Consider the following 12,684-nt stretch of genomic DNA (forward strand, 5'->3'; position numbering starts at 1 on the left):
CGGCAACTATACCGACTGGCATGGGCGGCAATTGCTGCTGCCCATGGGGAGCTGGCGACAAATCTCAGAGCCAGTAACCATAAAAAGCGCGTGTTTATATAACTGCTCCGCATGACAGGCCGATTTAGGCTACAATTGCGCCTATCGACACAGCGACTGCTGTTGAGAAACAAATTACCGCGCGATGGAGCAGTCTGGTAGCTCGTTGGGCTCATAACCCAAAGGTCGGAGGTTCAAATCCTTCTCGCGCAACCAAACAAAAAGCCTTCTGGAAACAGAAGGCTTTTTTCGTTTGGGCCTCAAAGCCGCTTGCCCTCTCCAAGAGACGGCAAGCTAGGGCCGGACCGATGGCGAAGCCGGTATCCCCCTTCCGGTTGATGCCAGAGAGGGGGGAAGCGGCAAAGCCGCTTCAGAGGCAGATCATGGATACAGGCCGCGCGCCTCGCGGGCATGGAGAATGCGCTTGCAGGCCACGATGAAGGTGGCGGTGCGCAGTGTCACCTTGTGCTCCTGGGCCACGGCCCAGACGCCGGCAAAGGCTTCCTGCATGATGCGCACCAGACGGGCGTTGATTTCGTCTTCGGTCCAGAAGAAGCTGGAGAAGTCCTGCACCCACTCGAAGTAGCTCACGGTCACGCCGCCGGCATTCGCAATCACGTCGGGCAGAACCAGCACGCCTTTTTCGCTGAGGATGTCGTCGGCCTCAGGAGTGGTGGGGCCGTTGGCACCTTCGATCACGAGCTTGGCCTTGATCTGGCCAGCGTTTTCCTCGGTGATCTGGCCTTCCAGTGCCGCCGGGATCAGGATGTCGCAATCCACGCCCCAGAAGGCGGCTGCATCCATGGCCTCGCCACCGGCAAAGCCACCCACGCCGCCGGTATTGCCCACATGCTCCAGCAATGCCGTCACATCCAGACCATTGGCGTTCTGAATGGTGCCTGTATGGTCTTGCACGGCCACGACCTTGGCACCGGCATCGGCAAACAGCTTGCCCGCAGTGCCGCCCACATTGCCGAAGCCCTGCACGGCCACGCGTGCGCCCTGCACATTCAGGCCGGTGAGCTTGGCTGCTTCCACGCCCACGGTGAACACGCCGCGGCCCGTGGCCTCGACGCGACCCAGCGAACCGCCCAGATCCACGGGCTTGCCCGTGACCACGCCGGTGGCCGTGGCGCCCGTGTTCATGGAGTAGGTGTCCATCATCCAGGCCATGACCTGGCCGTTGGTGTTCACGTCAGGTGCCGGAATGTCCTTGGTGGGGCCGATCAGCAGACCGATTTCGCTGGTATAGCGGCGTGTCAGGCGCTCCAGCTCGGCCTTGGACAGCTTTCGCGGGTCGACACGGATGCCGCCCTTGGCGCCACCGTAGGGCACGTTCACGGCGGCATTCTTGATGCTCATCCAGGCCGACAGTGCCATCACTTCAGACAGCGTCACATCCTGGTGGAAGCGCACACCGCCCTTGCCGGGACCGCGGCTCAGGTTGTGCTGCACGCGGTAGCCCTCGAAGTGGGCGATACGGCCGTCGTCCATCTCGATGGGGACATCGACGATCAGGATGCGCTTGGGGCGCTTGAGCGTTTCCACCCAGCGGGCCAGCGAGCCCAGGTAGGGGGTGACACGGTCGACCTGTTGCAGATAAATGCCCCAGGGACCGAGATGATCGGAGTTGAGGTAGGAGGGCAGAGCATGCGCTGTGGACAGCGCTGAAGAGTCTTTGGCTTGCATGATGTAGGCCTGGTTGACTGAGTGGAGCAAGGTCGTTGTAAGCCCTTGCTGTCCGGGATTCACAGTGTGCGCGCGCCGAATTTTCCTGTCCAAGGCTTCTTGTTTGCGATGCTATGCATTTTGTGCATAACCATCTGAAAGCCGCTCTGGATGTGGGCCAAGCACTGAATTGCTGACATGGAGACCGGAAATTTGCCATCATTGCCGTCATGTCTGAAAACAATGATTGCAAAAGCGGCTGGTGCGGCCCGGCACCGTTTGCCAATACCCCGCCCATAGGTCTGGCTCCCGAGTTGCAGACGCAGGACGAGGTGCTGCCCGACTGGAAGACGTTGTGGCCCGAATTGCCCGAGGACAGCTATGCCACGGCCGATGCGCTGTGGTGGTCGCGCAAACTGGGCACGGCTCAGGCCCAGGGCGCCGACGTGGCGGCGCTGATGCGCGATGCCGCCGATGCCCGTGCCGTGCAAAGCGCGCTGGCGCGTACCTGGAACTGGTGGCCCGCCGATCGCGCGCCGCGCTACTGGAAGTCCGGCGGCCCGGGCCGCAACGCCGCGCTGCTGCATGTGCCGCTGCCCGAGGACGGCATTCGCCAGGGTGTGAATCCGGTGCCTGCGCCCGACACCGTCTTCAATCTGCGCTGTGCCGAGGCCGAGATCGCCCTGCGCATAGGCCTGGATGTGAGCGCCGATCAGGCCGCAGCCCTTGATTACGACAGCGCGCTGGCGCTGGTGGATGCCGCCTGCGTGGCCGTGGAATGGGTGGATGTGCGCTGGCGCGACGGCCTCAAGGCCCCGGCCCTGGCCTTGCTGGCCGACGGCCAATGCCATGGCGGACTGGCGCTGGGCGAGTGGCAGAGCGCTTCCGTCATCGCCGGCCGCGACTGGGCCCGGCAGCTGTGCACGGTGACCGTGAATGACGGCCCGCCACAGCGCTTTACCGGAACGCACAGCCTGGGCGATCCGGCCTGGCTGCTGGTGGACTGGCTGCAGCATGTGGCGCGCGAATACGGCAGCGTGCCTGCCGGCACAGTGGTGACGACGGGAACCTGGTGCGGCTGCATGCCGCTTCAAGCCGGCGATCGCTTCGAGATGGAGTTCGACGGCCTGGGCGCACTGGGCTGGCAGTTCTGATCTGTCCCGGTAGTTTTCAAAAACAGGAGCTGCTAGCGCCTTTTGATGAATGACTTCAGATATTTTTCAATCTGAAAATCATTGAACACAAACGCTAATAGCTCTTTTTTTGAGAGCGATGTGCGAGCTCTGATGGCGGCGGCAGCTGTGTGCGTCACCGGACCTTGATGTGATCCAGCGCCGGTGCCCCGGGCGGATACTTGAGCTCCAGATTGCCCATCACCTCGCGCAACACCGTGGCCACCATCAGATTGCGGTGGGTCTTGGAGTCGGCGGGCACGATGGTCCAGGGTGCCCAGGGTGTGTGCGTGGCGCCCAGCAGCTGGCCGTAGGCCTGCTGATAGTCGTCCCACTGGGCGCGTACCTTGAGGTCGTTCTCGTCGAACTTCCAGTGCTTGCAGGGGTCGTCCAGCCGCTGCTGCAGCCGCTCGCGCTGTTCGTCCTTGCTGATGTGCAGCATGAACTTGACGATCACCGTGCCGGTCTCGCTGAGCATGCGCTCGAAGTCGTTGATCTGTGCATAGCGCTGGGTCTGCTGCTCGGGCGTGAGCCAGCCGTTGACCACAGGCACCAGCACATCCTCATACTGGCTGCGGTTGAAGAGCACGATCTCGCCCGCACCTGGCAACTGCTGGTGAATGCGCCACAGGTAGTCATGCGCCTTCTCGGTTTCGGTGGGCGCCTTCCAGCCCACGGTGCGCACGCCCAGTGGCGACATGCGACCGAAGACCGCGCGCAGCGTACCGTCCTTGCCTGCGGCATCCATGCCCTGCAGGATGACCAGCAGCTTGAAACGCCGGTCGGCATAGAAAATATTCTGCAGCCCGTCCAGAGCCTCGGCCAGCTGGTTCACGCTGTCCTTGTCATATTGCTTGCCCTTGTCGGAGGAGAAGGGCTTGGCGGACGGGTCGAACTTCTGCAACTCCACTGCGGGCCGAGGGTGTCCGGTGGTCGAACGACTGTCCCGTGGCTGGCCCGGTTGCCAGGGCTGCCATAGCTTGCGCAGCGCCTTGTCCTTGGTCTCGAAAGGATAGACCAAGGACAAGGCGGGCGCTTTTGCCGTGGGCGCAGCGGTCCGGCTCACGGTTTTGGCGGCAGGCTTTTTGCGCGGCACAGGCCGGGAGGGCGATGGCATGGCTGCCTTGGAGGCCTGTACCGATTCACTGGTCGGAAACGGCAGGCGCTTGCGCGCTGGCTGGCGATCGGATTCGGCCTGCACGGCAGACGAGGTAGCGGGGGCGGCTTTGGCGGGCTGACGGGGCATGTATTGAAACTCCTGTGCAGTGCAAATTGATTCGCTATGGAATGACTAGCGGCTGGCGCTTGTACATTCTGCTCCTTAAGCTTTTTTGTCTTCAAGACCAGATGTTGGAGGCCAGCCCATGGCGGTTCAGCGCTCGCGCAGCAGTTGCACAAAGCGCCTGGCCGCCAGACCCTGGGCCCGCTCCTTGGACCAGACCCAGTCCACGAACAAGGTCGTGCCGTTGCTGATGTTGAGCACGGGAATTTCCATCAGCGCACCGCTGCCGATATGCGACTCCACCAGGCCCTTGGGCAGCCAGCCCCAGGCCAGGCCTGCACTTATCAGCGAAAGCGCTGCCTGGTGGCTGTCCGTGCGCCAGAGCTGTCGCGCAAACACAAAGCGCGGATCTGTCTGCTGCGGGTCGCGGCTGGCCACCAGTACCTGACGCGTGGCAGCCAGTTGCTCCACCGTGAGCTGTGGCCGTGTGGTGCGGCCCTGCTCATGCTCGGCCAGCGCCTGCTGCCAGAGTTCGAACTGCGGCGACATCACGGCTACCAGCGTCTCGCGGCCCATTTCCTGGAAACCCTCGCGCCCGTCAATGGCGGGCCGCTCGAACACCAGGGCCAGATGGGCGCGGCCCGCATGCAAAAGCTCCAGCGCATCTGCCTGGGGAGCTGCCAGCACCTCAATGGGCAGCGCAGGAAACTCGCGCACCAGCCGGTTCAGCGGTTCGCTCCAGTGCGTGGCCAGCAGTTCGGGGGCGATGGCCAGCGTCAGCCTTTCCTCCAGCCCGGCATGCAGTGCCTGAGCCTGCCAGTTCAGCAACTGCAACTGCTCGGCCAGCAGGCGCGCCTGCGGCTCGAGCGCGCGGGCGGCGGCGCTGGGCACGGGCTCGCGTCCGCTGCGGTCAAACAGCTGCAGGTCCAGCTCTGCCTCCAGCTGGGCAATGGCCATGCTGACGGCCGAGGGCACACGCCCCAGCTTGCGTGCAGCCGCTGAGAAAGAGCCGGCATCGAGCACGGCAAGAAACAGCGGAACCTGGTCGGCGCTAAAGGGCATGGTGTCGATCTGTCAGAAAAATTGAAAGGAACTGACTTTTATCTTCAATTTATAGAACATACACTGCAGCCCATGTCTCAACAAGCCTCAGCGATGGCATCCGCTTCTTCCTCTGCCGTTTCTCTCAAAAATACCGCCGCTTTTGCCACCCCCGCCAAGGCCAAGGGCCTTCAAGGTCCCAAACGTCGCATCCTCTATGTGGGTCTGTACGAAATCATTGCCATCATCGTCTCCAGCCTGATCTTCATGGCCATCGGCCAGAAGGCCAGCGATTCCGGCGTCATGGCCGTGGCTGCTTCGGTGATCGCGATCTGCTGGAATCTGAGCTTCAACCACCTGTTCGAAAAATGGGAATCGCGCCAGAGCGTCAAGGGCCGCTCCCTGATGCGCCGCGTGGTGCACGCCATCGGTTTCGAAGGCGGCATCGCCGCCATGCTGATCCCGCTGATGGCCTGGTGGTTCGGCATCTCGCTGTGGGAAGCTGCAGTGATGGAAGCCGGTCTGCTGGTGTTCTTCATGGTCTACACCTTTGCCTTCAACTGGGCCTTTGACCGCATCTTCGGCTTGCCGGCTTCGGCCCAGGCCGTGGCTGCATGACCGGAGTCAGATATGTCTCTGGCGCTTTTCCATAAAGCGTGAATAGCTATGAAAAAAGGCGTGTTCCTGTTTGACAGGAACACGCCTTTTTTGTGGGCGCAAGCTGCGATCAGCGAACGATGCTGATCATGGCCTGCAGCACAAAGGCGTTGATGATGTCGATGAAGAAGGCTCCGACCAGGGGCACGATCAGAAAGGCCTTGTGCGACGGGCCGTACTGGTTGGTGATGGCCTGCATATTGGCAACGGCCGTGGGTGTGGCGCCCATGCCGAAACCGCAGTGGCCGGCAGCCAGCACGGCGGCGTCATAGTTCTTGCCCATGATGCGGAAGGTCACAAATGCCGCATACAGCGTCATGACGATGGCTTGTGCGGCCAAGATGACCATCAACGGGCCGGCCAGGTCGGTCAACTCCCACAGCTTGAGCGACAGCAGGGCAATAGCCAGATAGATGGATAGCGCGGCATTGCCGAAGACATCGATGGCGCGGTCAAACACCTTGAAGCCGAACATATAGTCCAGCACGTTGCGGATGACCACACCGCCCCCCAGCGCCCAGACAAAAGTAGGCAGCTGGATGGCCGTGCCCTTGGTCAGGCCGGTCATGAATTCGGCAAAGGCCAGGCAGCCAGCGAAGAGGGCCAGTGTTTCCACTGCAGCATCAGCCGTGATCAGGCGCGGGGCCTTGTTGGGTGACTCGAAGTTGGCGACCTCGCTGCCTTCGCTCACCGTGGGAGCATCGGCGCGCAGTTGCTCGGACTCGGTCAGCGGCTGGGCCAGCTGATGGCGCGTGATCAGCCGCTTGGCCAGCGGTCCACCCAGCAGGCCGCCGATGACCAGGCCGAAAGTGGCGCAGGCAATGCCCAGGGTGGTGGCTCCCGTGAGACCGTATTGGTTTTCCAGCACCGAGCCCCAGGCTCCGGCCGTACCGTGACCGCCTACCAGTGTGATGGAGCCTGCGACCAGGCCGATCAACGGGTCCAGTCCCAGCACGGTGGCCAGGCTTACGCCCACGATGTTCTGCATCATGATGAAGACGGCAATCACGCCCAGGAAGATGAACAGCGCAGAGCCGCCCTCACGCAGCTTCGCGAAGTTCGCACTCAGGCCGATGGACGAGAAGAACACCAGCATGAAAGCCGACTGCAGACTGCCCTCGAAGCTCAGTGCCAGTCCCGTGGTCTGATGCAGCATGAAAATGATGGCCGCCACAACCAGGCCGCCGGAGACAGGCTCGGGAATATTGAAGTCGCGCAGAAAGCGGATATGCCTTGTCATGAGCTTGCCAAGCATGAGCACAAGCACGGCCATGATGAGGGTGTAGTACGCGCCGAAGGTCACGTTCATAGGATCTCCTGGGTGTTCCATGCGAGGGCTGAATGGCCTGCCTGGTCATGGCTGGCAATCGGCTGTGCACGGCTGAGCACATGGACCAGACATTTGCTGTCGATGGTGCCAAAGACTCAAAGATAGGGGCTGTAGGTGCTTGTCCACTCATGGCAGGCGGCCCCGTCGGTGCCGGGCTGCCTGAGAGCAGGAAAGCGATGTGCGCCATTCCTTGCGGATGCGCACCATGCCGGGAATATGCTTGAAATGAGATGGTTGCATTCGTGTTTTGCGAAATTACCTTTTGCCCTGCTCCTGTTTTTGGGGTGCGGAAAGTCGAATCTGCTATAGCTGTTCGCAAAGAGCTATCCTGCACAGCCGCGGGGCAAAGCGCCTTGAAGCCCCGATTGCCCGCCCTCGCCGTAGAATGACGGGCTTCACCCCGAGGAGCGCTGCAGCCGGTCATCCCAGAGATGTTTGACCCGTCAGGCTCGGGGTCGCAGATCCGGTCGACGATCTGCTGGCACTCACAACGGCGCTCACCTGTTTTCGATTCTGTTTCTGGTTTTCACACAGGTGAGCTGATGTCCGCTGCTACCCCTTCCACTGCCATTCCTCCCATGCGCCTGTCGGGCCTGGAGCCCGTCTTCATCGGCGATGAGACGCTGTTCGTCAACGTGGGCGAGCGCACCAACGTCACCGGCTCCAAGGCCTTTGCGCGCCTGATCCTCAACGAGCAGTACGAAGAGGCTCTGGCCGTGGCGCGCCAGCAGGTGGAAAACGGCGCCCAGGTGATCGATGTGAACATGGACGAGGCCATGCTGGACAGCAAGGCCGCCATGGTGCGCTTTCTGAACCTGATTGCCTCCGAGCCCGATATCGCCAAGGTGCCGGTGATGGTGGACAGCTCCAAGTGGGACGTGATCGAGGCCGGTCTGCGCTGCCTGCAGGGCAAGGGCATCGTCAACTCGATCTCCATGAAGGAGGGCGTCGAGGAGTTCAAGAAGCACGCCAAGCTGGTCAAGCGCTATGGCGCTGCCGCCGTGGTGATGGCGTTTGACGAAAAAGGCCAGGCCGACACCTTTGCGCGCAAGATCGAGATCTGCGAACGAGCCTACCGCATTCTGGTTGACGAAGTGGGCTTCCCGCCCGAGGACATCATCTTCGACCCCAACATCTTTGCCGTGGCCACCGGCATCGAAGAGCACAACAACTACGGCGTCGATTTCATCGAGGCCGTACGCTGGATCAAGCAGAATCTGCCCGGTGCCAAGGTCTCTGGCGGCGTCTCCAATGTCTCGTTCTCGTTCCGTGGCAACGACCCCGTGCGCGAGGCCATCCACACGGTGTTCCTCTATCACGCGATCGGGGCAGGCATGGACATGGGCATCGTCAATGCCGGCATGGTCGGTGTGTATGACGACCTGGAGCCCCAGCTGCGCGAACGCGTGGAGGATGTGGTGCTCAACCGCCGCCCCGATGCGGCCGAGCGCCTGCTCGAGATCGCCGACAGCGCCAAGGGCGCGGCCAAGGACGACAGCAAGAAGCTCGAGTGGCGCGGCACGCCCGAGGCACCGAAGACCGTGGGCGAGCGTCTGTCGCACGCCTTGGTGCACGGCATCACCGACTTCATCACTGAAGACACCGAAGAGGCCTACCAGCAGATCGTGGTGCAGGGCGGCGGTCGCCCGCTGCACGTGATCGAGGGCCCGCTGATGGATGGCATGAATATCGTCGGCGACCTGTTCGGCGCCGGCAAGATGTTCCTGCCCCAGGTGGTCAAGTCCGCGCGCGTGATGAAGCAGGCCGTGGCCCACCTGGTGCCCTATATCGAGGAAGAGAAGCGCCAGCAGGAAGCGGCGGGCCTGGACGTGACCAGCAAGGGCAAGATCGTCATCGCAACCGTCAAGGGCGACGTGCACGACATCGGCAAGAACATCGTCACCGTGGTCCTGCAGTGCAACAACTTCGAAGTCATCAACATGGGCGTGATGGTGCCCTGCCACGAGATCCTGGCGCGTGCCAAGGCCGAGGGGGCGGACATCATCGGTCTGTCGGGACTGATCACTCCCAGCCTCGAAGAGATGCAGTATGTGGCCGGCGAGATGGACAAGGACGACTATTTCCGCATCAAGAAGATTCCGCTGCTGATCGGCGGCGCGACCTGCTCGCGCGTGCATACGGCCGTGAAGATTGCCCCCAAGTACGACGGCCCTGTGGTCTATGTGCCCGATGCCTCGCGCTCGGTCAGCGTGGCGCAGAGCCTGCTGGGCGACGGCAAGCAGGCCTATCTGGACGAGCTGAGCGCCGACTACGACAAGGTGCGCACCCAGCATGCCAACAAGAAGAAGACGCCGCTGTGGACGCTGGAGCAGGCCAGAGCCAATGCCGCCGTGGTGGGCCATGCGCCTGTGGTGCCGCGCACCCTGGGCCGCCGCGTGTTCAAGAACTTCGACCTGGCTGAAATTGCCCAGTACATCGACTGGGGCCCGTTCTTCCAGACCTGGGATCTGGCGGGTCCCTACCCGGCCATCCTCGACGATGAGGTCGTGGGCGTGGAGGCGCGCAAGGTGTTGGCCGATGCCAAGCTCATGCTGCAGAAGATCATTGACGGCCGCTGGCTGCAGGCCAATGGCGTGATGGGCCTGTTCCCAGCCAATCGCGTGGGCGACGACATCGTGTTCTACACCGACGAATCGCGCAGCCAGGTGCTGACCACCTGGTACGGCATGCGCCAGCAGACCGAAAAGCAGGCCGTGGACGGCCCGGATGGCCGGCCCGTGATGCGCCCCAGCCGCTGCCTGGCAGATTTTGTGGCCGCCAAGGAGTCGGGCATTGCCGACTATGCCGGCCTGTTTGCCGTGACCGCCGGCATCGGCGCCGAGAAGAAGGACAAGGAATTCGAAGCCGCGCTGGACGACTACAGCGGCATCATGTTCAAGGCCCTGGCCGACCGCCTGGCCGAAGCCTTTGCCGAGTGCCTGCACCAGCGCGTGCGCAAGGATCTGTGGGGCTATGCCGAAGACGAGAACCTGAGCAACGAGGAGCTCATCAAGGAAGCCTACAAGGGCATTCGCCCCGCGCCCGGCTACCCTGCCTGCCCCGATCACACGGCCAAGATCGACCTGTTCAAGGCGCTGCAGGCCGATGAAATCGGCATGACGCTGACCGAGAGCCTGGCCATGAACCCGGCATCCAGCGTGAGCGGTTTCTACATCGGCAACCCCGAGGCCAGCTACTTCAACGTGGGCCAGATCGGCGAAGACCAGCTCGCCGACATGGCTCAGCGACGTGGCATGGATGTCGAGGAACTGCGCCGCTATCTGGCGCCGAATCTGGGCTGAACCAGCTTCGAGATCGCACTTCGCAAATGAAAAAAGCCAGGGTCGACCCTGGCTTTTTGGTTTGGAGAGCGTTGCTCAGAGGCGTTGCTTGAGCACGGGGGCGAGCGTGGCACGCAATCGGCCGCCGGGCTCCTCGGTCTCGGTCGCACGGATTTCCAGCGAGCGTTCCACCATGCCTATATGTTCCAGCAGCAGCGCCTTGGCACCCTCGGTGTCGCCGCGTTCCAGGGCGGCCACGATGCGTTCGTGCTCGGCGCAGGACTGGCTGGCGCTGTGCGTGGATTGGTAGAGCGTGGCAGCCAGGGTGGTGCGTGCCGTCAGATCGCGCAGCGTGTCGGCCAGCAGCCTGTGGCCCATCTGTTCGGCCAGGCAGACATGGAAATCCGCAAGCAGGAAGGCACGCGTGGCGCTGTCCGCCCCGGCGATGGCTTTCTGCTCCTGGGCGATATGGCGGCGCAGTCTGGTGATGACGCGCTGCAGCGGCTTGCCGGCTTCCTGCAATATGCCGGTCTCGATGATTCGCCGTGCAGAGAATGCATCCATGGCCTCGGCAGCCGAGGGCTGGACCACGTACCAGCCCCTGCGGGCCTGGACCTGGACGAAGCCGCGAGCCTGCAGTTGCATCAGCGCTTCGCGCACCACGGTGCGGCTGACGTCGAAATTGTTGGCAAGCTCCTGCTCTCCCAGCCGCTCCCCGGGTGCCAGTTTCTGGGCCAGGATGGCTTCGACGACGCGTTCCGCGATGTGCTGTGGAGAGGCAGGAGTCATTGCTTGGTTCAGTGGCTGGAGTGAGGGATGGGGACTACGACAGGCGGCACGATAGCAGATGCATGGTCTTCTTCTTCGGTCAGTGGCTCGGCCTTGCCGTCAAGTACCGCATGGGCACGTTCGCGGTCGATGTCTCCCTCCCAGGCAGCAATCGCCACGGTGGCCACGCAGTTGCCGATCAGATTGCCCAGGGCGCGTGCAATACCCATGAACCAGTCCACCGACAGCACCAGCACCAGGCCGATCGCAGGGATGGCGGGAATGGCATGCAGGGTGGCGGCCAGCACCACGATGGCCGAGCCTGGTACGCCGTGTGCGCCCTTGGAGGTCACCAGCGCGATGGCCAGAATGGTCAGCAGGTCGGACATGCTGATCGGGGTGTTGGTGGCCTGGGCGATGAAGACCGCAGCCAGTGTGATGTAGATGGAAAACGCGTCCAGGTTGAACGAGTAGCCGGTGGGAATCACCAGGCCCACGGTGGAGTCGCGCACACCCATATTGCGCAGCTTGGCCATGATCTGGGGCAGCACGCTGTCGGAGGAGGTTGTCGCGAAGACGATGGTCAGCTCCTCGCGCAGATAGCGCAGCAGCTTGATCAGGCTGAAGCCTGACAGGCGCATCACCAGACCCAGCACCACGAACACGAAGATCAGCACCGAGACGTAGAACAGCGCCACCAGCATGCCCAGCTGCTTGAGCGAGCCTATGCCGTACTGGCCCACGGTGAAGGCGATAGCGCCCAGCACGCCCAGAGGTGCCAGCTTGATGATGATGCCCATGACCTTGAACAGAGCCATGGACAAGGCGTCCACCAGCGCGGAGACGGGCTTGCCGCGCTCACCCAGCATGGTCAGCGCGCAGCCGAACAGCACGGCGAACAGCAGCACCTGCAGCACGTCGCCTTTGGCGAAGGCTTCCACCACGGTGGTGGGAATGAGCTTCATGAGAAAGTCCACCGTGCCGCCGCTGGTCAGCTTGTCGGCATTGCTGGCATAGGCCGCCATGGCCGAGGCGTCGAGCTTGCTGGTGTCCACGTTCATGCCCACGCCGGGCTCGAAGACAAAGGCAAGCACCAGGCCCATACCCAGGGCGATGGTGGTCAGAACCTCGAAATAGATCAGAGCCTTGACGCCCACGCGGCCTACGCGCTTGAGGTCGCCTGCACCGGCAATGCCGTGCACGACAACGCAGAACACCAGTATGGGGATGATCATCTTGATGAGCTTGATGAAGCCATCGCCCAGGGGTTTGAGTTTCACGGCCCATTCAGGGGCCAGTAGTCCGGCGAGCACACCCAGTATGAGTGCGATCACCACCTGTCCGAACAGTGATCTGACAAAGCGGCGCATAGTCGTCTTTCGCAAGTTGTGGAATCTTGTATGCAAGTTGTCTGCAACTTGCATACAAGAATGTAGGCAAGCGAAAGGCGTGCCAGCAGAGGGTATTCCTGCAGATTTGTGTAAATTAGGGGAGGATCAGCCCTGA

General features: G+C 62.4%; 9 protein-coding genes, 1 tRNA gene and 1 riboswitch. Of the genes, 4 read left to right on the top strand and 6 right to left on the bottom strand.

Annotated elements, in window-relative coordinates:
- The first annotated feature begins 178 nt into the window (after nucleotides 1-178).
- A tRNA-Met gene (locus MPZ60_RS00595) sits at nucleotides 179-255 on the top strand.
- Nucleotides 256-420: 165 nt separating this feature from the next.
- On the opposite strand, the gene MPZ60_RS00600 is transcribed toward MPZ60_RS00595, so the two are convergent.
- Nucleotides 421-1,728 carry a Glu/Leu/Phe/Val dehydrogenase gene (locus MPZ60_RS00600; protein ID WP_034351570.1) on the bottom strand — a complete coding sequence of 436 codons (1,308 nt, stop codon included), beginning with the start codon at nucleotides 1,726-1,728 and terminating at the stop codon, nucleotides 421-423.
- A 209-nt stretch (nucleotides 1,729-1,937) separates the two neighbouring features.
- Between MPZ60_RS00600 and MPZ60_RS00605 the strand changes: the two genes are divergently transcribed.
- A complete protein-coding gene (locus MPZ60_RS00605; protein ID WP_034351313.1) occupies nucleotides 1,938-2,861 on the top strand; it encodes a fumarylacetoacetate hydrolase family protein in 924 nt (307 codons plus the stop codon).
- Between the two features lie 154 nt (nucleotides 2,862-3,015).
- Here the strand turns inward: MPZ60_RS00605 and MPZ60_RS00610 are convergent, their stop codons facing one another.
- Nucleotides 3,016-4,125, bottom strand: a complete 1,110-nt coding sequence (locus MPZ60_RS00610) for a PPK2 family polyphosphate kinase (protein WP_187771841.1) — start codon at nucleotides 4,123-4,125, stop codon at nucleotides 3,016-3,018.
- 126 nt (nucleotides 4,126-4,251) lie between these two features.
- Entirely contained in the window at nucleotides 4,252-5,163 is a 912-nt protein-coding gene (locus MPZ60_RS00615) for a LysR family transcriptional regulator (RefSeq protein WP_034351314.1), read from the bottom strand.
- A gap of 93 nt (nucleotides 5,164-5,256) precedes the next feature.
- Here MPZ60_RS00615 and MPZ60_RS00620 point away from each other — a divergent pair, with 93 nt between their 5' ends.
- Complete coding sequence (locus tag MPZ60_RS00620; protein WP_003069587.1) at nucleotides 5,257-5,760, top strand: PACE efflux transporter; 504 nt, start codon at nucleotides 5,257-5,259, stop codon at nucleotides 5,758-5,760.
- 109 nt (nucleotides 5,761-5,869) lie between these two features.
- Here MPZ60_RS00620 and gltS read toward each other — a convergent pair whose 3' ends face one another.
- Nucleotides 5,870-7,108, bottom strand: coding sequence for a sodium/glutamate symporter (gene gltS / locus MPZ60_RS00625; protein WP_034351315.1), 1,239 nt, complete (start codon nucleotides 7,106-7,108; stop codon nucleotides 5,870-5,872).
- Between the two features lie 417 nt (nucleotides 7,109-7,525).
- A riboswitch (S-adenosyl-L-homocysteine riboswitch) is annotated at nucleotides 7,526-7,635 on the top strand.
- A 36-nt stretch (nucleotides 7,636-7,671) separates the two neighbouring features.
- On the opposite strand from gltS, the gene metH reads away from it, so the two are divergent.
- Nucleotides 7,672-10,431, top strand: coding sequence for a methionine synthase (gene metH, locus MPZ60_RS00630; protein ID WP_072248246.1), 2,760 nt, complete (start codon nucleotides 7,672-7,674; stop codon nucleotides 10,429-10,431).
- Between the two features lie 75 nt (nucleotides 10,432-10,506).
- On the opposite strand, the gene MPZ60_RS00635 is transcribed toward metH, so the two are convergent.
- Both MPZ60_RS00635 and MPZ60_RS00640 read right to left on the bottom strand, forming a co-directional pair.
- Nucleotides 10,507-11,199, bottom strand: coding sequence for a GntR family transcriptional regulator (locus tag MPZ60_RS00635; RefSeq protein ID WP_034351319.1), 693 nt, complete (start codon nucleotides 11,197-11,199; stop codon nucleotides 10,507-10,509).
- An 8-nt stretch (nucleotides 11,200-11,207) separates the two neighbouring features.
- Nucleotides 11,208-12,548 (bottom strand): C4-dicarboxylate transporter DctA, encoded by a 1,341-nt coding sequence (locus MPZ60_RS00640; protein ID WP_003069580.1) that lies wholly within the window; start codon nucleotides 12,546-12,548, stop codon nucleotides 11,208-11,210.
- Nucleotides 12,549-12,684: the final 136 nt, after the last annotated feature.

Origin of the sequence: Comamonas sp. 7D-2 (assembly GCF_022749555.1) — a bacterium.
Taxonomy (GTDB): domain Bacteria; phylum Pseudomonadota; class Gammaproteobacteria; order Burkholderiales; family Burkholderiaceae_C; genus Comamonas; species Comamonas thiooxydans.